Raw genomic sequence first — 18,912 nt, 5'->3', positions numbered from 1 at the left:
CTTATCTGCAACGGGGGGGGCAGAAAAAGTTTCCCAATAGCGCATAACTCAGTAAATAGGAACTATTGGTTCCCTGTTCCCAATCAGAATTTCCGGCCTCCCCTGCCCAACGGATACTGCAAAGACGTACCTTCAAATCTTCCAGAATGGATTAGGCTGATATTAATCTTAAATCGTTCACAGTATCTTTCTCTAAGAAATAATACAGCAGGAAAAGGTTCTAAAATGAAATTTTTTACAGGATTCACTCGACGAGTGCCAAAATATTTGTTGAAAGAAATGCCAAAATCTGCCTGATGTTTAGATTGAATTAGGTTATGTATCTCAAATGCTTTTTTAACCATGTCTAAACTATTGTTTACACAGTTCCACTCACTAGCGGACATATTGCACCTATAAACAGAATAAACCAACCTACTATCCATTACAGTTTTAAACATTCGATAAAAGTTGCCAATAAGGTTTGTATTGTATAACAATCCGTTTTTTGTACCGTCATTTGTCACAGGCAGTTCCATTTACTTCTGATAAAAAATTTTTATCTTTAGCAATTATAAAATACCCCGTCACAATGGCCAACGACGTTATTAAACGTAACCATGTAAATATAATTGGAAACGGCCAGCAGGTGATGTTGTTTGCCCATGGCTTTGGCTGTGACCAAAATGCTTGGAAATTTATCGTCGATGCCTTCACCGATGATTATAAGGTTGTACTTTTCGATTACACCGGGTCGGGAAACTCAGACATCACCCAATATGACCGCATAAAATACAGCACCCTCGATGGCTATGTCCAGGATTTACTTGAAGTCTGCGAATCGCTATCACTCAGGGAAGTAATTTTTGTAGGCCACTCGGTGAGCAGTATGGTTGGCCTGCTTGCCGCAAACCATTATCCTGACTATTTTTCCAAGCTGATTTTTATCGGTCCCTCACCCCGCTACTTAAATGAAGGGGCGTATAACGGTGGATTTGAAAAAAAGGATCTGGAAGATTTATTCGACTTTATGGATAGCAATTACCTTGGCTGGTCGAGTGCCCTGGCACCCGCAATCATGGGCAACGCCGACCGTCCGGAGCTAGGTGAATTTTTAACCGGAAGTTTTTGCGCCACTGACCCCGATGTAGCCAGGGACTTTGCCAGGGTTACTTTCTTCTCCGATAACCGGGCTGATTTGGCGAAGTCAAAAGTAGAAAGCTTAACACTTCAGTGCGCCGACGACATCATCGCCCCAACCACAGTAGGAAAGTATGTTCATGAAAATACCCCTGGAAATGAGTTCGTTCAGCTCAATGCAAGGGGCCATTGTCCACATATTAGTGAACCCGAAGAAACAATTGCTGCTATAAAACGTTACCTACTGAAAAACTAATGGACGAACTTTCAGCTTATGGGCACCAAGAATTCCTTTCCTCGCTCATCGATGTCGCTGAACTGTACAACAATGCTCCCTGTGGTTATTGCTCAATCTCGCCAAACGGAACCATCCTTAAAATTAACCATACCTTATTAAATTGGTTGGGCTACAGAGAAGATGAATTGATCGGACAGAAATTTTCTGTGCTCCTTTCCAAAGGCGGACAGATGCATTTTGAGATGTTTTTTTTACCACTTGCCTCAGTTGAACATTCGGTCAAGGAGATAAGCTATGAGATCAACCGTAAGGATGGCAGTAGCCATCCGGTTTTACTGAATGCATCAGTGAAACTGGATGACCATCAAAGAATCACCGCCATCAACACGGTACTAACGGACAATTCAGAGAGAAGACAATATGAAAAGGACCTGATCAGATCCAGACAAATGGCAGAGAGCGAGCGGAAGCGGCTTCAGTTCATGGCAGACTTTATTCCCGAGATAATTTTTACCGCTACCGCTAAAGGTAAAATAGATTACCTCAATGCGAGGTTCTTTGAATATTTCAAATGTGACATCAAAATACCAGGATCCGCATTCATCCTTTCACAATTTCATCCGGAAGACCTGAAAATGCTGCTAAAGACCTGGCAGGAAAGCATTAATCTGGGCAAAGACTTACAGGTGGAAATCCGCCTAAAAAATTTTTCCGGCGATTATGAATGGCACCTTTTAAAAGCGGCGAGATTTATCACCGAAGGAGGGGAAATAGCTAACTGGTTTGGCTCCTGTGCCAATATAAATGACCATGTAAATGCCCTAAAGAAAAAGGATGAGTTTATTGATATCGCCAGTCACGAACTCAAAACCCCCATTACCAGCCTCAAGGCAATATTACAATTACTGGACCGCGTTAAAGCGGATCCCGGAAACAGAATGATCCCCAGTCTGATTGAGAAAGCCAACAAAAACCTTCGCAAAGTAAATATTCTGGTGGATGACCTACTTAATGCCAGTCAGTTGGCCCAAGGTCATCTGCAACTGAACAAAGTCCAGGTAAATCTTTTTGAACTTATCGGGGATTGCGTGCACCATATCCGTATGGAAAACAACTATGAAATTATAACTGAAGGTGATAAAGATGCAACTGTTGTTGCTGACGAAGGCCGCATCGAGCAGGTGGTGACCAATTTTATCAGCAATGCCATTAAGTACGCGCCGGACAGTAAAAAGATTCGTGTCAAGATATGCAGGCTAGCTACCAGTATAAGAACCGAAGTTATCGATTTCGGCCAGGGTATTGCAGCTGAAAAAATCCCCTTCCTTTTTGATCGCTATTACCAGGTTGAAAATAAAGGCGTTAAGTATACCGGACTGGGACTGGGCCTATTCATCTGTTCGGAAATCATCAGAAAACATGGTGGAAAGATTGGAGCAGAAAGTATTCAGGGCGAGGGCAGCACCTTCTGGTTTGAACTGCCTATACAATAAAAAAAATCAATCACCCACAGGCCAAACAAGAAACCGGCAGTTTCATTATTTATAAGCAGGAATCACTTTGCCCAAATTTTAATTAGCCAATACACATTGAAACCAGCAAATTGGAAGGGATAAAACCAAGAAATTAAGTATGTTAAAGCTCGACCCGGAATTTAATGCCGCCTTTATAGACCTGAGGAGAAATAAACATGGGCAACTATCAGAAAATTAACCTGCGTCCCTTTATCATGCAAGTATAAAGGACGGTTTGACTGAAACCATTTGCATCCAGTTCGAAAACGGTATTTTTGAGATTATCCGTGAAGAGCGTATACCTACAGCATTGCGGCCACCAGTGAGGGTTGGCTGTTATTACCCTATGAAGGGCTTTCCCAAAAGATAGCACTATTTGAAATTGATGTTCAAGCCACAAATGGATGGCGTTGAGCTTTATACTGCAAAAATCAATTATTTATTGGAGGATAGGAACCCACCGAAATAAGCCATTCAAATGTACGCCTTTCCTGGTCATATCTATTGATGCACAGGAAATGCAATTGAAAAAGAGGATCCCTTACTTGGCACGCTCTCCACCCAGATCCGTCCACCATGATCGGATATGATCTTTGAGGTAATATAAAGCCCCATACCAAGGCCAGGATGGGAACTGCTCACCTCTTCCAAACGGTAAAATTTATCAAATATACGTTCAATGCCCTCCTTTGACATCCCGAGTCCACGGTCTGTGATGGTAACTGTTACACTCGTTTCGTCAGGAGAAAGTTTTGTTAAAACATCAATGACAGAATTTTTTGGGGAATACTTTACAGCATTTCCCAACAGGTTCGCCATCACCTGCTCCAATCGCAGGGGATCTGCCTTTATACGGCAGTTTTCTCCAAGGGTCAACCTGATCTCATTTCCAATGTGAATGCTCGACAGGATATCAAGCGCCTCTTTAATGAATGAATTCAGGTCGACATCTACCAGTTCATACTGAAGGCTGCCGTTCTCGATTTTCGATACATCCATTAACTGTTGCGCGAGAAGGGAAAGTTTGGTTGTCTGCAGGTCAAGTTTATCCAATACCCCTGATACTTTTTCAGAATATTCACCTTTTAACTGTTTTAGCATCTGGGTGTATGCTTTTACAATGGTTATCGGTGTTTTAAGCTCATGGCTGGCAATGGAAATGAACTCTTTTTTCTTTTCATCCAGTTCCCTGCGCATGCGGATTTCTTCTTCCTGTTCACAGGTAAGTTTGTTGAGATGGTTATTCTTGTTTTTGATCTCCTCATATGCATTTAACGGCTCTGCATTTTCAAAATGAGCCTTCAAAAGACCAAGCTTCGGGTCGTCAAGTTTAAGCGATCGGGGAAGCCCAAGCCCCATTTCAATGAAGTAAGCATTTCCTGATGAGTTAAAGGTAAAATCGGGAAGAAGTTTTTTGGCATAAAAAAAACCTTCATCACTGGCCCTGAAAACCTGGTCAGAATCGAAAACAACATGTGCATAGAGTGAATAGCGTGGAAATTTACCTGTAACGATAATATTCAATCTTCCGTTATCCGTATATTCGATAGCCGTTCTTGCTACCTCTGACACAGCGGTTGCAAACGTTGTCCGTGTAGCTACTGTCAGGCCAAGCTGTTCGCCTACCTGCATAGACCGGCGGTGCGCCAACACCAGGTCCATTTCATTTTCAAGGGAAATATCGAGGATTTCTTTCATGTTAACGAACTTTAATGATTACAACTGACATATCATCGGTCCTGCGCGCATGGTCTTTGTAAATACATGCAGCCAAAATAGACGGATCATGTTTTAGTATTCCTGGATATTTGGTCACTTCCCACCTTGTTTTTATGCCATCGGAGCATAAAACGAGCTGGTTAAATTCAGTTGTATTATAGATTTGATCATTCATGGTCGTTGGGATATTGTGCCCAACAATCCCATTATAGGACATATGGTTTTTAGAACTCGAAGGGCCGATCCACTTTGCCGCTATATTTCCTATACCCGAGGATGACCATTGCCGTTTTTCGTGGTCATAATATGTGATATTGGCAACCATACCGCGTGTCTTCCTGATCGAGGAATGGATAAAGCGAAGGCTCTCAACGGGACTACTACCGGGAAATACCCTGAATGTGGCAGCGGCCTCATTTACAGCCCTATTGGCTTCCGGTCCATGCCCCAGTCCGTCCCCGAGCATGAGCTTGAAATCCAGCCCATTGGTCTTCAACAGAAATCCATCGCCGCTTACTTTTTCACCGGGTTTGCTGACCACTATCGGTCTAACGGTAAATCCACTTCTTGATGGAATTTCGCCTATATAAATTCGGCTCAGCAAAATAGTTCCCCAGCCGGACAGAGAGTAAATATCAAAGGTATCCGAAAGCCTTTTGATGCTGCCCAAGCCTGCACCTAGGGTGTTACTGGTCGATATACCATCCTGCATCATCCTGGCTGGATTCTGCATCCCCGGCCCACTGTCGATACTGATAAGTTCAACATATGGAACGCCATTTTCAGTGAAACTCCCAAAAAGGATTTCCCCATTGTCCGCATACTTAAACAGGTTACTGGTCATTTCTGCAACGATGATATCAACTTCTGCGATCCTGCCAGTTTCCATTCCGGCATCTACCAGACGTTGGTGGATTTCCTTTTTCAGCAGTGAAAAATAACTTCTGTCGTTCGCCTGCAGGCTTATATGTGTAGCATCAACCATTTGCCCATTTTAATATCATCACAACTGTCCCCTCACCGGGCTTGCTCTTTAAATCAAATTCATTACATAGTCTCTTTGCGCCGGGAAGTCCAAGCCCGAGACTCTTTCCTGTGGAAAAACCGTCCCGCATTGCCGCAGCAATGTCTTCGATACCAGGCCCCTTGTCGGAAAAAGTAAGTCTTACACCATTATCACGGCCTCTGGTTACGACCTCGATCAGGCAGCTGCCTCCACCACCATAACGCAGCATGTTCCGGAGCAGCTCGCTGGCAGCGGTAATCAATTTGGTCTGGTTAACCAACCCCATCTTGATCTTTACGGCAACCTCGCGGACCCTGTTGCGCAAAAGGACTACATCCTGTTCCTTTTGCACCTGAACGGTATCTTTACTCAGTGAAAGTATCATTATCATCGGTTTCGTCATCGTCCCCGTGATCATCCCCTATCATAGACTTTAGCAGATTCATCCCTTTTTCAACATCCAGTGCTGTATGCACTCCTTTTAACGGCAATCCGAGTTCTATCAGCGTGATTGCGACTGCAGGTTGCATACCCACCACTACAGTTTCAGCATCAAGGATCTTGGACATGCTGGCAATGTTGCCGATAATACGCCCCATAAAGGAATCGACTATTGACACTGCCGAAATATCAATCAGGACACCTTTCGAACTGGTTTTGTTTACCATTTGTACCAGATCCGCCTCAAGGTCGAGCGCAAGTCTGTCATAAAGGTCGACCTGAATGGTCACCAGCAAAAAGTTTCCCATCCTAAGAATAGGAATTTTATCCATTTTATAAGTTATTAGATTTTTGAACAGAACTGCTTTTTCGTACCTCTAGCCTTAAAACCTTAAATGCATAAGATAATGCACTCGCGAGGGTTGCTTTGGTAATGATATTTGAAAGATCAATACCAAGGTGAACAACGGTCTGTGCTATTTCTGGTCTGATGCCACTGATAATACATTCAGCACCCATCAAACGGGTAGCGCTAACGGTTTTAATCAGGTGCTGGGCAACAAGAGAATCAACAGCAGGTACACCCGAAATGTCAAGTATGGCAATACTGGAACCAGTTTCCACAATTTCCTGAAGCAGGTTCTCCATAACCACCTGGGTACGTGAACTATCCAGGGTACCGATTATCGGAAGTGCTAAAATACCGTCCCAGACACGGATCACGGGAGTTGAAATCTCTGCAATCTCATCTGTCTGACGTAGGATGACCTCTTCCCTGCCCTTAATAAATGTCTCAAAGGTAACGATGCTGAGATTATCCATAACCCTGTTGATTTTAAGGCTTTCCTCAAATAACTGTTTTGGGTCCTGGAGTTCACGTTGCAGTACCTCTAATAATGCCTCTTTAAGGGTATGTACGAATCTTCCTGTTTCACGCGGGGAAAATCCCTGACGGGCACGCGTAATGGCGATACCGCCCAAAATTTCAATAACCGGGTTCCAGCTATCCCCTTCAAGATCAACCAGGTCATTTCCTGAAAGGTTGGCAACCAAAGCCGAAATCAGTTCCTCAGACTGACTTCTAAGATCTTCATTGCTTATCAAGTCTTCTCTAAGCCCCTCGTCAGAGAGTTGGTTTTTCATCCATATTTCCAGGATGTTCTTTTTTTGTTTCTGTAGCAATTTCAGCGTATTAAATGACATGTTAGATGAACGGTTAAGGTTTTAAACTTGACTTTCCATACAGGATTTTTAGTGGCGAAAGGTAAGCAATGTCTTCTGTAAAATAAAATTATTAATCAGGCTTTGTTCGGCATACAACAGGAAAATGTTTATATTCTTAGAATGTTAAACACATGCCATGTTACCATTATATTCCTAAATGGCGGCTGCTGTCTTTTTTTTGCAAGAAGAAACAGATGGGGCATCATCAATGAATGGATCCTTTTCATTGCCCCCTTACTGTAAACCGTAAAAAAACGGATACAAATACTGAGCATTTTTAGTATAAATACTTAATTAAACCAAACTTTTAACTAAAAATTGAGTTGTATAAAAACAGATAGGTTATGAGCAAAATAATAATGGTAGTTGAAGACAATGATGATATTAGGGAAATTATAGATATCCTATTAAGTGAGGAACAATACGAGGTAAGATTATGTGCCGATGCAAAAAGCTTTAGGGAGGATATCTCCGGAAGCAACCCCGACCTGGTGATCCTGGATGTGATGCTTCCCGATGGCAATGGTCTTGACCTCTGCGCGGAACTAAAATCCCTTGAGCGTACCAGTTCAATCCCTGTATTGATCATGTCTGCGCATGCCTCAATATCTGAAGTAACCGGAGTATGCAGTCCTGACGGATTTATCAAAAAGCCTTTTGATATCAACAATTTCATAAACAAGGTTGCCATTGCCATTGCATAAATCCAAGTTGATTTGCTCTGGAACCGGATTTCGCTTACAGAGATTTATTTTCGGCAACTGAACCTTTAATCATGGCTACAATAGCACCCTTTCTACCTTTGGCGTCCTTATTGGTCACAATAGTATAAAGCTCCCCATTGGATAAAGCTGTTTCATCAATACTGAGCCTAGGGCGTATTTCGGCGAAAATACGCCGAAATACCCACCTATCCTGAATGATGCGATTTTTACGCTAACTCAATTATTCCCGATTTTCACCAAATCTGCGATTAATGATAAAAGAAAGCTGATTGGTTCGATGTTCAAGGAAAAATTTAATTTTCAAAATATCCAACATCGAACCGCTGAAATGACGGAAACGTTTAATCGTATTTACCTGATAAACAAGGGATTAGAAGGCAAAAAAAGAGGGCAAAAGATCTTTAAAAATCCTTTGCCCTGTGAAGGGTGGCTGATGGGGCTCGAACCCACGACCCTCGGCACCACAAACCAATACTCTAACCAACTGAGCTACAGCCACCGTGTTTTTTGATGTCACAAAAGTACGACTTTTAATATTTCCTGCAAATATTTTTTTCAAAGTTTTTACAGCAAATTTTTAATTCCTTAACATTCAATTATTTGAAATCAAAATATTTTTCCATAAGCAGATAAAACAAGCTATTTTGAACCTAAAAACATAACTTTACAGCGTTTATGATCGAAATTTATACAGACGGAGCAGCTAGCGGAAACCCCGGACCAGGTGGTTGGGGTACAATTTTAAGAGCAGGACAGCACTACAAGGAACTGAGTGGTGGCTTTAGAATGACCACGAATAACCGCATGGAGCTATTGGCTGTAATAAAAGGACTCGAAGCGCTAAAAAGCCTGAATCAACAGGTAACCGTTTATTCAGATTCGAAATATGTGGTAGATGCCGTGGAGAAAAAATGGGTTTTCGGCTGGGTAGCCAAAAATTTTAAAGACAAAAAAAACAAAGACCTCTGGTTGCGGTTCCTTGAATTGTACAAACTGCACAAGGTGAAGTTCATTTGGATTAAAGGCCACAACGACCATCCGGAAAATGAGCGTTGCGACCGTTTAGCTGTTTTCGCCTCGCAAGACAAGCAAAATTTAGCTATAGATACTTTTTTTGAAGTGGAAAGAAGCAAAGCACAGCTTTAATCTATCCCTCCGATTACATTTAGATCTTCCAGTTTGGCATTTACATTGGCATCAACAGAAATTGATTTTGCGGTATATAGCAACATCATTTCTTCTGCTTTTTCGACCATCTTTTTTGAGCCGATAAAAATGGGAACCCGCTGGTGCAGTTCGGTAGGGTTAATATCAAGTATGCGATCGAAACCTGTACTTGCCTTGCCACCGGCCTGCTCAATAATAAAGGCCATGGGGTTACATTCGTACAATAACCTTAATTTCCCGTTCGGAGAACGTGAAGTAGTTGGATAAATATAAATGCCACCCTTAATTAAATTCCGGTGGATATCGCCCACCATCGAACCGATATAACGTGAGGTATATGGGCGCTTCGTGGCTTCATCTTCAACCTGACAATATTTAATATATTTTTTAACCCCATCAGGAAAATGTACATAATTCCCCTCATTTACCGAATACATGTATCCTGCTTCTGGTATTTTCATCTGTGGGTGTGACAAACAGAATTCACCGATCGAGGGATCGAGTGTAAATCCATTTACGCCCTTCCCTGTAGTATACACCAACATGGTGGATGAACCATAAATAATATAACCCGCAGCAACCTGTTGTGTACCTTTTTGAAGCACGTCTTCCATACTGGCCTTGCCATCTATCGATTTACGGCGGTAAATAGAAAAAATTGTCCCTACGGCAACATTTACATCGGTATTTGAAGAACCATCTAGCGGATCGATACACACAATGTATTTGGCATTCTGGGAAACGGGCGATTCGATATGAATAATTTCATCTTCCTCTTCAGTTGCTACAATACAGCATTCGCCTCCACTGGTTAAGGCAGCAATAAATTGTTCATCTGCATACACATCTAATTTCTTTTGTTCCTCCCCCTGAATGTTGGTAGTCCCCATATCACCAAGAATATCAACTAACCCAGCCTTATTGATTTCGCGGTTTACAATTTTAGCAGCAATGGCAATATCCCTAAGCAACCTCGAAAGTTCACCTTTTGCATAAGGGAAATCAGCCTGTTTTTCTATAATAAATTGTCCTAGTGTTTTAACGCCACATACCATACTTAGTGTATATTTTACATTATCTACCCGATAACTCTATAACCTCTAAGGTATGAATATTTTCATCAGTTATACAAAATCTGATCAGGGTACGCACCTTGTGCCAGCCATGTTTTCCAGCCGCACCAGGGTTTATATGCAGACATTTTATTTTTTCATCGAACATCACCTTTAAAATATGCGAATGCCCGGTGATGAATAATTTCGGAGGGTTAGTGTATATCTCTGGTTTAACATAAGATGAGTATCGACCAGGGTAACCACCTATATGCGTCATCCATACATCCACTCCCTCACAACTAAATCGATTTTGTTCCGGAAATTCAGATCTGATCACCGCGTCATCTATATTTCCGAATACCCCGCGCAAAGGTTTAAACGCGGCCAAAGGTCCCGCTACATCCGGACCAAAATCGCCCGCATGCCAAATCTCATCCACACCATCAAAGTGTTTAAAAACTGCTTCGTCTAAAAAACCATGCGTATCAGAAATTAATCCTATTTTTTTCATTTTACAAAGTAATTCCTATCGTTTTTTACACATTTAACTGCTCATCAAATTATTTTGGTGCGGATAACAATCTGCCAAATAAAGCATTTCTTAACTTAGAAGAATCAACAATTCAACAAAAAGTATTTATCTTTTATTATAGGATATTACCATACCAAACCCACAATCATTTATAACGGCACGGAAGAATTTGCGTTTCATGATAGCTTGTTCATTAATCTTTTCTTACCTGCTTAAATGTTCCATTAGGCTGAATAAACGAAACAGATATAGCCTTTTCCACCCCTTCTTTTTTCTCAAATTTTAAGCTAAATCCTTTCAGATTTTTAAAATTAAAGGTATCGTTTCCTACAGAAACGGTTTCATATTCCGGCTGACCAGGTACAGAAACAAACAATACCTTACCTTTTAAATAAACTTTAGTCGTGCCGTTTTCACTATAACTACCTATGTAACTTGCCAAACTCGCTGCGCTTAATTCAACCGTTTTTGGCTTGTAAGTAAAAATGGCGGGCTTCATTCCACGCTCCAAAGGAATACTAATCCCTTCTATCTTGCCATCCTGCCCGCTGATAAAATTAAAACGCAGATCACTTTCCGCCGTGTCAATTTTACCGTTTTTATCTATCCCACTAATACTGAATACATCATAATGATAGTGCCTAAGCAAAAGTTTCTCTTTACCCATCATGGCAATAAGTGAATCATTTTTAAGTGTTACATTGATTACACCATAAGCAGGGTTATCAAACAAACCATCATAATCTTTTAAGGGATGCGAAGGTTTTGTATTTAAAACACGGGCATTTTCAGCCGTCTTTTTCACAGCCTTTTCCCTTTCTTTGGCCTCTGCTTTCGTCTTATTCGTCCTGCCGTTCCAATCGATAGCTTTCAATCCCAACACCCTGTCGGCTATACTGCTGTATACGATTTCCGGAACATTTGAGGTGTTTTGATTGGTCAACACCACAATACCTAAATTATCGGTAGGAAAAAAGGATACACTCGCTGAGAAACCATTGATATTACCACCATGTTCTACCATATAATGACCCCGGTAAGAGTTGATCATCCAGCCAAAACCATAAGTAGACAGATAAATATCATTGTCCTTTGCCGGTAGCCCCCCATCTCTCACCATTTGAGAACTCGCAGCCTCTCTTATATAAGAGGTGGGCAAAATTTCTTTTCCCTTGTAAGTCCCGCCGTTAATCCAAACCTTTAGCCAATGCGCCATATCGTTTACACTACTATTGATGCTCCCGGCAGGGCCCATTCCGTCGATATTGAAATAATCCATCTTTTCGATGGCGCCATTGCTGTTAACCGTATAAGGTAAAGAAGCTTCGCTATCTTTTTCAAACTCAAAAATATTGGTATTGGAATGGGTCATCTCCAAAGGATCGAAAAACTTTTCTTTAATATTCTGCTCCCATGTTTTTCCGGTCAGTTTTTCAACAATCATACCTTGAGCCAAAAACATAAAGTTGTTATACTGCCATTTTTCGCGCACAGCAGCGGTCGGCTCCATATAACGCACCCTTTGTATAATGCTATCGCGATTGGAAGTATTAAATATAAACCAAGAAAGATCGTAACGCGATAAACCTGTACGGTGGCACATCATATCACGAACGGTAATCTGGTTGTTCATATTATCGTTATAAAACTTCAACTGCGGCAAATAAGAAGTTGCAATACCATCATAAGAAAGCTTTCCTTCTTTTTGTAACAGACCAATAAGACCGGAAGTGAAGGCCTTTGTGCTGGAGCCGATGGCAAAAAGCGTATTCGACGTAACCGGTTTTTTATTTTCTACATCACGGTAACCAAAACCTTTACTATAGATTACCCGATCGCCTTTTATTACAGCGACCGCAAAACCGGCCACCTGCTGATCTTTCAATATCCTGTTTAATAAAGTATCAATTCCTTTTAAAGGATCTATTGTTTTTTGTTTTTTTGACTGAGCAAGAGCAGACAGTGCCATTAAGCACAATAAGAACACATTTATACTACGTTTCATTTTAATTTAGGTGAGATCATTTATACGCCCTAAAGTACAAATGATAATGAGGATTATTTCATAAAATAGTTAAATTCAACTAGTCCCTTAGTAAGCCAGAAAAAAATCGCTGAGCAAAAGCTTATATTCCTGCGTATGCTGTTTCAAGGATTCATAAATATAAAAATCACTTTCCTTCAAAACCGCTCCACCTTTTTTTAAACAGATGATCTGTCTGAAAGTGGGCTTGCTTTCGTCAGAATGGATATGGATCCGCTCTTTCAACCACAAATCATATTGAGATGCAATTTCGATTACTTCATCGGCCTGCTTGATGGGTAGGATAAGCCAGATCATCCCCTCATCAGCCAAAAGAGTATTTGATTTTTCAATCAACATCGCAAAAAACTCTTCTCCGGCATGCCTTGCTATTCCTTTCCTAAATTCCTCATTCTTCAAGTCATTTACAAAAAACGGAGGATTGGAAACAATGAGATCGAATTGTTGAGCATGATTATATACTTCAATGGATACATGGTTAATCGTTAAGCGCTCATTGAAAACTGACAGTTGAAAATTCCTTCCAGCGGTTTCCGCAGCCTGTTGATCAATTTCTACCGCGTGTATATTTGCATCCGGAAAACGTTGCGCCAACATCAGTGCAATTACCCCTGTACCGGTTCCAATATCCAATATGTTAACAGGGGCCGGGTGATTAACGGTTGCCCCAAGCAAAACCCCATCAGTATTAATTTTCATGGCGCAGCCGGCCTGGTCGACTTCAAATTGCTTGAATTTAAAAACACCCATCCTAAATTTCGTACAATTCTAAAGGTAAACCATCCGGATCAGCAAAAAAAGTAAAACGTTTATCTGTAAATTCATCAATACGGATCGGTTCTGTTATGATGCCCTGATTATTTAAACGCGAAATTTCTTTTTCAATATCCACAACCTCAAAAGCCAAATGCCTCAAACCCTGCGCTTCTGGTCGCGATGGTCTTGCCGGAGGGTTTTCGAAAGAAAAAAGCTCAATCTGATACACCCCATTCACTGCCAGATCCAGCTTATATGATTTCCTTTCGGCCCGATAAACCTCTGCCAATACTGTAAAACCTAATTTATTCACATAAAAATCTTTCGATTTTTCATAATCAGAACAGATAATGGCAATGTGGTGGATACGAAGCATAAATAATGATTGAATTATGAATGAGTGAATAATTGAGTGAATTATGGGCAAAGTTGCAAAATATCCTTATCAGTTAATTAAAATTCTTTTAGCATTTCATTATTCCTGAGCCCAACACCCCCTCATTAAATTCTATCATTCTCTAATTCATTCATTATATTTTGACATTCAATCATTGAAAATTCTCTCATTCAATCCCTGCACTACAGCAGTTTTTTCATTTAAAAAAGCTATTTTTGCAACTTCAAAAAAAAAGCATGATTCATTTCTTCCTTAGTCAATCGCAGGCGATTTTTGTTTTACAAACAGACAAAGCGCTTTCTACCACTGATATTACTAAACTTGAATGGTTATTTGGCGGCGCCAAAATCTCGCAAGAAACGGCCTTAACTGGCTTTTTCGTTGGGCCAAGAGCAGCAATGATTACTCCCTGGAGCACCAACGCCGTAGAAATTACCCAAAACATGGACATGCAGGGAATTATCAGGATAGAAGAATTTAAGCAGGTTGATGAAAACTTTGCCGATTACGACCCGATGCTTTCTCAAAAATATGGCAAGCTCGATCAGGAGGTATATACCATCAATATCAAACCGGAGCCGATTTTAGAAATCACCGATATTGCGGCTTATAACAAGCAAGAAGGACTTTCATTGAGCGATGAAGAAGTTGAGTACTTAAATACCTTAGCACAAAAACTGGAAAGACCTTTAACTGATTCGGAAGTTTTTGGTTTCTCTCAGGTAAATTCAGAACACTGCCGCCACAAAATTTTCAATGGAAAATTCGTAATTGATGGAATAGAGCAGCCTACTTCTTTATTTAAGTTAATCCGCAAAACTTCTGAAGAAAACCCTAACGATATCGTTTCAGCATATAAAGATAACGTAGCTTTTATTAAAGGCCCTAAGGTGCAGCAGTTTGCGCCTAAACGTGCCGATGAACCTGATTATTATACCACAAGCGATTTCGAATCGGTCATCTCATTAAAAGCAGAAACCCATAATTTCCCGACCACTGTTGAGCCTTTTAATGGTGCTGCAACAGGTTCAGGTGGGGAAATCAGAGACCGCTTAGCTGGCGGACAAGGCTCATTGCCTTTGGCCGGAACAGCAGTTTACATGACCGCACTTTCACGTTTAGAAGATAACCGTCCATGGGAAAAAGGTGTTGAAGAAAGAGAATGGTTATACCAAACCCCAATGGATATCCTGATCAAAGCATCAAACGGTGCTACTGATTTTGGAAATAAATTCGGACAGCCACTCATTACAGGTTCGGTTTTAACTTTCGAGCACGAAGAAAACTCAAGAAAATTAGGTTTCGATAAGGTAATTATGCTTGCAGGTGGTATCGGATATGGTAAAGCTAGTCAGGCGCAAAAACTTAAACCAAAGGAAGGCGATAACATCGTTATTCTTGGTGGAGAAAATTACAGGATCGGGATGGGCGGTGCAGCCGTTTCATCTGCAGATACCGGTCAGCATGGAAGCGGCATCGAATTAAATGCCATTCAGCGCTCAAATCCTGAAATGCAAAAACGTGCGGCCAATGCGGTACGTGGCATGGTAGAAAGCGATCACAACTCGATCATCTCCATCCACGATCACGGTGCAGGTGGTCACTTAAACTGTTTATCAGAACTGGTTGAAGAAACCGGTGGATTAATCGACTTAGATAAACTACCTGTCGGCGACCCTACCCTTTCGGCCAAAGAAATTATTGGCAACGAATCGCAGGAAAGAATGGGATTGGTGATCGGCAACGGGCATATCGAAACCCTGCAAAAAATAGCCGACCGCGAACGTTCACCAATGTATACGGTGGGTAAAGTAACCGGCGATCACCGTTTTACCTTTAAATCTGCAACAACAGGTTTAAAACCAATGGATTTTGAACTGGCCGCCATGTTTGGCAGTTCACCAAAAATTGTAATGGACGATCAAACCATCGACCGTAAATACGAAGCTGTTGAGTATAACAACAACGAATTAAACACCTATTTAGAGCAGGTACTTCAATTAGAAGCGGTTGCCGCTAAAGACTGGTTAACCAATAAAGTAGACCGTTGCGTGGGTGGCCGTGTGGCCAAACAACAATGTGCAGGTCCATTGCAGTTGCCTTTAAACAACTGTGGGGTAATGGCATTAGATTTTCAGGGTAAGGAAGGTATTGCCACTTCAGTTGGTCATGCGCCACTTTCGGCTTTGATCGATCCTGCAGCAGGTAGCCGTAATGCCATTGCCGAATCACTGTCAAACATCGTTTGGGCACCGCTAAAAGATGGCTTAAAAAGTGTTTCACTTTCTGCCAACTGGATGTGGGCCTGTAAAAACGAAGGCGAAGATGCCCGTTTATATGCGGCAGTAAAAGCCTGTTCTGATTTTGCCATCGATTTAGGAATCAATATCCCGACCGGAAAAGATTCGTTATCGATGAAACAGAAATACAAAGATGGTGATGTAATTGCACCGGGCACCGTGATTATTTCTGCAGGTGCAAATTGCGATGACATCACTAAAGTGGTTGAACCTGTACTTCAGAAAAATGGCGGATCGATTTATTACATCAACCTTTCTAACGATACGTATAAATTAGGTGGTTCGTCTTTCGCACAGGTTTTAAACAAAATCGGTACCGAAACACCTGATGTTAAGGATGCTGCTCAGTTTAAAACGACCTTCAACACATTACAACAATTAATTAAGGAGGATAAAATCCAGGCCGGACACGATATTGGCAGCGGTGGTTTAATCACAACCCTATTGGAGATGTGTTTTGCCGATCGCGACTTAGGTGCATCGATAGATTTATCTTCATTGGCAGAAGCAGACAGCATTAAAGTATTGTTCGCAGAGAACATTGGTATTGTATTCCAGGCCGATGCTTCGGTTGAAGAAACTTTCAAACAGAATGGCGTTGCTTTCCATAAAATCGGTGAGGTAAATGCCTCAGCTAAATTGGCGCTTAAAAATGCTACAGACAGTTTTAACTTCGACATCGACCACTTACGTGATGTTTGGTTTAAAACGTCATTCTTGTTAGATAGCAAACAAACGGGGAACGGATTAGCGAAAGAACGTTATAACAATTATAAAAACCAGGTATTAAATTATACTTTCCCATCTCAATTTGATGGAAAGAAACCTGTAATCGACACCACCAAACCACGTCCAAAAGCAGCCATTATCCGCGAAAAAGGAAGCAATTCTGAGCGCGAACTGGCCAATGCCATGTATTTAGCTGGTTTCGATGTGAAAGATGTCCACATGACTGATTTAATTACCGGAAGGGAAACTTTGGAAGACATTCAGTTTATCGGTGCAGTTGGCGGTTTCTCTAACTCTGATGTTTTAGGATCGGCCAAAGGCTGGGCAGGTGCGTTTTTATACAACGAAAAAGCAAGGGTAGCTTTAGCGAAATTCTTTGCCCGCCCCGATACCTTATCAGTTGGGGTTTGTAACGGTTGCCAGTTATTTGTAGAGTTGGGCTTAATTAATAAAGACCACGCAGAAAAACCTAAAATGCTGCATAACAAAAGTGGCAAACACGAAAGTATTTTCACTTCCTTAACCCTACAGGAAAACAATTCTGTGATGTTATCTACTTTAGCCGGAAGCACCTTAGGCGTTTGGGTATCACATGGCGAAGGTAGATTCTCTTTACCATATGCAGAAGACAAATATAAAATCGTAGCCAAATATGCATATGAAGGTTATCCGGCCAGTCCAAATGGGTCTGATTACAACACCGCGATGCTTTGCGATGAAACCGGCCGTCACCTGGTGATGATGCCACACATTGAGCGTTCACTGTTTCAATGGCACTGGGCAAATTACCCGCAAGGCCGTAAAGATGAAGTTTCACCATGGATGGAAGCCTTTGTCAATGCACGCAAGTGGATCGAGAATAAAGGATAATTACCTGATGGAAAATGTAAAATGGATGATGGAATTAAAACCATCATCCATTTTTTGTTTAAATATATTCGTCATCTCGAGCAGAGTGCAACGGGGTCGAGAGATTTATCGAGATAGATTTCTCCATTTCGCTACCGATGAAAAACCGGCTAGCTTCATCCGATACCTATCGGATCGAAATGACGCTTCTCTTGTATTATGCTAAATGATTTCTTTTATCATGAAATGAGCATGATGCTTTTCATAGCTGCTGTACTCCCGCCATCGCTTATAGTCCTCGTTCCGCTGCACTCCACTGCGGGCTAACCGCGCTGTCGGATTTATTGAACAAAAGCCTGTTCTGTTCTGCTGTGTGCCACCTGTTTCTGCACCCGCAATAAACCATAAATAGCACTACCAGCCTTGCCACCTAAACCCGACCGAAGTGGAAAACCCACAGCCCGAGGTACGAGGGCGAGGATTTGAAACAAAGGGCGGGACTATAATTACAAAAAGGCACTGTTCCTGCTTTCCAAAAAAGAATAAAACCTCAAGGACAAAAAAACGGCCCGGGCACCGCCCAAACCGTTTCAATTTACCCAACCCAACTTCTCCTAAAAACCGAGAGCGTTAATAGCTGTCGTTTAGTCGTCGTGCTGAACTTGATTCAACATCTATTATGCAGATTATAAAAATTAATGATACATCACCCATCTCCCATTCTACATCATCCATTCTAAATCATATCCCTTGAATATCACTCCTCACCTCTTTCCTCCAGTCCCTTCCATATTTACGGTCCATAAAAGAAGCAACCACTTTATTATAATCGTTGATAGAGATATTAACCGGCATTACACAGCCAAAACTATAATAGGCAACACCATATTTCTTTTCAAATACTTCCTGTCCCTTAACATATGAAGATACAATCCCCCCGCGGATTAAAAATTTAACGCTTCCATTCTTCAAATCGGCATGAGCGAGTTTAGTGCTGTGTACCTGCGCACTATCAATAGGCTTTATAACTTGTGCACTTAAATACAGCGTTGCAAAACAAACAAGGAACAATATTAAAAAGGTTTTTTTCATGATCT

At 41.3% G+C, this 18,912-nt stretch carries 16 protein-coding genes and 1 tRNA gene; 5 read left to right on the top strand and 12 right to left on the bottom strand.

Going from position 1 to position 18,912, the window contains the following annotated elements:
* Positions 1–571 precede the first annotated feature (571 nt).
* Both AC04Q1_RS19725 and AC04Q1_RS19720 read left to right on the top strand, forming a co-directional pair.
* A complete protein-coding gene (locus AC04Q1_RS19725; protein ID WP_478366281.1) occupies positions 572–1,375 on the top strand; it encodes an alpha/beta fold hydrolase in 804 nt (267 codons plus the stop codon).
* Positions 1,375–2,850, top strand: coding sequence for a sensor histidine kinase (locus AC04Q1_RS19720; protein ID WP_478366280.1), 1,476 nt, complete (start codon positions 1,375–1,377; stop codon positions 2,848–2,850). The genes AC04Q1_RS19725 and AC04Q1_RS19720 overlap by 1 nt, the downstream gene beginning before the upstream one ends.
* A gap of 522 nt (positions 2,851–3,372) precedes the next feature.
* Here AC04Q1_RS19720 and AC04Q1_RS19715 read toward each other — a convergent pair.
* The 5 genes from AC04Q1_RS19715 to AC04Q1_RS19695 are packed head-to-tail and all read right to left on the bottom strand — an operon-like array spanning position 3,373 to position 7,240.
* Complete coding sequence (locus AC04Q1_RS19715) at positions 3,373–4,569, bottom strand: ATP-binding protein (protein ID WP_478366279.1); 1,197 nt, start codon at positions 4,567–4,569, stop codon at positions 3,373–3,375.
* A 1-nt stretch (position 4,570) separates the two neighbouring features.
* On the bottom strand, positions 4,571–5,575 hold the full coding sequence (locus tag AC04Q1_RS19710) for a PP2C family protein-serine/threonine phosphatase (RefSeq protein ID WP_478366278.1): 1,005 nt from the start codon (positions 5,573–5,575) through the stop codon (positions 4,571–4,573).
* Complete coding sequence (locus tag AC04Q1_RS19705) at positions 5,568–5,981, bottom strand: anti-sigma regulatory factor (RefSeq protein WP_478366277.1); 414 nt, start codon at positions 5,979–5,981, stop codon at positions 5,568–5,570. Before AC04Q1_RS19705 ends, AC04Q1_RS19710 begins: the two co-directional genes overlap by 8 nt.
* Positions 5,962–6,369 carry an STAS domain-containing protein gene (locus AC04Q1_RS19700; RefSeq protein ID WP_478366276.1) on the bottom strand — a complete coding sequence of 136 codons (408 nt, stop codon included), beginning with the start codon at positions 6,367–6,369 and terminating at the stop codon, positions 5,962–5,964. The genes AC04Q1_RS19705 and AC04Q1_RS19700 overlap by 20 nt, the downstream gene beginning before the upstream one ends.
* A gap of 1 nt (position 6,370) precedes the next feature.
* Positions 6,371–7,240, bottom strand: a complete 870-nt coding sequence (locus AC04Q1_RS19695; RefSeq protein WP_478366275.1) for an STAS domain-containing protein — start codon at positions 7,238–7,240, stop codon at positions 6,371–6,373.
* Positions 7,241–7,605: 365 nt separating this feature from the next.
* Between AC04Q1_RS19695 and AC04Q1_RS19690 the strand changes: the two genes are divergently transcribed.
* Positions 7,606–7,965, top strand: coding sequence for a response regulator transcription factor (locus tag AC04Q1_RS19690; protein ID WP_478366274.1), 360 nt, complete (start codon positions 7,606–7,608; stop codon positions 7,963–7,965).
* Between the two features lie 446 nt (positions 7,966–8,411).
* On the opposite strand, the gene AC04Q1_RS19685 is transcribed toward AC04Q1_RS19690, so the two are convergent.
* Positions 8,412–8,485: transfer RNA gene (locus AC04Q1_RS19685), tRNA-His, on the bottom strand.
* Between the two features lie 176 nt (positions 8,486–8,661).
* On the opposite strand from AC04Q1_RS19685, the gene rnhA reads away from it, so the two are divergent.
* Complete coding sequence (gene rnhA / locus AC04Q1_RS19680; RefSeq protein WP_478366273.1) at positions 8,662–9,132, top strand: ribonuclease HI; 471 nt, start codon at positions 8,662–8,664, stop codon at positions 9,130–9,132.
* On the opposite strand, the gene fbp is transcribed toward rnhA, so the two are convergent.
* The 5 genes from fbp to gloA2 form a co-directional block, all read right to left on the bottom strand.
* Complete coding sequence (fbp, locus tag AC04Q1_RS19675; protein WP_478366272.1) at positions 9,129–10,208, bottom strand: class 1 fructose-bisphosphatase; 1,080 nt, start codon at positions 10,206–10,208, stop codon at positions 9,129–9,131. The genes rnhA and fbp overlap by 4 nt on opposite strands.
* 19 nt (positions 10,209–10,227) lie before the next feature.
* Entirely contained in the window at positions 10,228–10,719 is a 492-nt protein-coding gene (locus AC04Q1_RS19670) for a metallophosphoesterase family protein (RefSeq protein WP_478366271.1), read from the bottom strand.
* 214 nt (positions 10,720–10,933) lie between these two features.
* On the bottom strand, positions 10,934–12,745 hold the full coding sequence (locus AC04Q1_RS19665; protein ID WP_478366270.1) for a serine hydrolase: 1,812 nt from the start codon (positions 12,743–12,745) through the stop codon (positions 10,934–10,936).
* A gap of 87 nt (positions 12,746–12,832) precedes the next feature.
* A complete protein-coding gene (locus tag AC04Q1_RS19660) occupies positions 12,833–13,483 on the bottom strand; it encodes a tRNA1(Val) (adenine(37)-N6)-methyltransferase (RefSeq protein ID WP_478366269.1) in 651 nt (216 codons plus the stop codon).
* Positions 13,484–13,535: 52 nt separating this feature from the next.
* Positions 13,536–13,916 carry an SMU1112c/YaeR family gloxylase I-like metalloprotein gene (gene gloA2, locus AC04Q1_RS19655; protein WP_478366268.1) on the bottom strand — a complete coding sequence of 127 codons (381 nt, stop codon included), beginning with the start codon at positions 13,914–13,916 and terminating at the stop codon, positions 13,536–13,538.
* A gap of 194 nt (positions 13,917–14,110) precedes the next feature.
* Between gloA2 and purL the strand changes: the two genes are divergently transcribed.
* Positions 14,111–17,836, top strand: a complete 3,726-nt coding sequence (purL, locus tag AC04Q1_RS19650) for a phosphoribosylformylglycinamidine synthase (RefSeq protein WP_478366293.1) — start codon at positions 14,111–14,113, stop codon at positions 17,834–17,836.
* A gap of 720 nt (positions 17,837–18,556) precedes the next feature.
* On the opposite strand, the gene AC04Q1_RS19645 is transcribed toward purL, so the two are convergent.
* Entirely contained in the window at positions 18,557–18,907 is a 351-nt protein-coding gene (locus AC04Q1_RS19645; RefSeq protein WP_478366267.1) for an FEKKY domain-containing protein, read from the bottom strand.
* Positions 18,908–18,912 lie beyond the last annotated feature (5 nt).

It is taken from the genome of Pedobacter humicola, from assembly GCF_056490705.1.
This window is presented reverse-complemented; position numbering and strand designations above follow the sequence as displayed.

Coding starts and splice junctions, on each gene's coding strand:
- AC04Q1_RS19670 (WP_478366271.1), bottom strand. CDS start 10,719: ATGAAAAAAATAGGATTAATTTCTGATACGCATGGTTTTTTAGACGAA.
- AC04Q1_RS19660 (WP_478366269.1), bottom strand. CDS start 13,483: ATGAAAATTAATACTGATGGGGTTTTGCTTGGGGCAACCGTTAATCAC.
- rnhA (WP_478366273.1), top strand. CDS start 8,662: ATGATCGAAATTTATACAGACGGAGCAGCTAGCGGAAACCCCGGACCA.
- AC04Q1_RS19695 (WP_478366275.1), bottom strand. CDS start 7,240: ATGTCATTTAATACGCTGAAATTGCTACAGAAACAAAAAAAGAACATC.
- AC04Q1_RS19665 (WP_478366270.1), bottom strand. CDS start 12,745: ATGAAACGTAGTATAAATGTGTTCTTATTGTGCTTAATGGCACTGTCT.
- AC04Q1_RS19715 (WP_478366279.1), bottom strand. CDS start 4,569: ATGAAAGAAATCCTCGATATTTCCCTTGAAAATGAAATGGACCTGGTG.
- AC04Q1_RS19725 (WP_478366281.1), top strand. CDS start 572: ATGGCCAACGACGTTATTAAACGTAACCATGTAAATATAATTGGAAAC.
- gloA2 (WP_478366268.1), bottom strand. CDS start 13,916: ATGCTTCGTATCCACCACATTGCCATTATCTGTTCTGATTATGAAAAA.
- fbp (WP_478366272.1), bottom strand. CDS start 10,208: ATGGTATGTGGCGTTAAAACACTAGGACAATTTATTATAGAAAAACAG.
- AC04Q1_RS19690 (WP_478366274.1), top strand. CDS start 7,606: ATGAGCAAAATAATAATGGTAGTTGAAGACAATGATGATATTAGGGAA.
- AC04Q1_RS19705 (WP_478366277.1), bottom strand. CDS start 5,981: ATGATACTTTCACTGAGTAAAGATACCGTTCAGGTGCAAAAGGAACAG.
- AC04Q1_RS19645 (WP_478366267.1), bottom strand. CDS start 18,907: ATGAAAAAAACCTTTTTAATATTGTTCCTTGTTTGTTTTGCAACGCTG.
- AC04Q1_RS19720 (WP_478366280.1), top strand. CDS start 1,375: ATGGACGAACTTTCAGCTTATGGGCACCAAGAATTCCTTTCCTCGCTC.
- AC04Q1_RS19710 (WP_478366278.1), bottom strand. CDS start 5,575: ATGGTTGATGCTACACATATAAGCCTGCAGGCGAACGACAGAAGTTAT.
- AC04Q1_RS19700 (WP_478366276.1), bottom strand. CDS start 6,369: ATGGATAAAATTCCTATTCTTAGGATGGGAAACTTTTTGCTGGTGACC.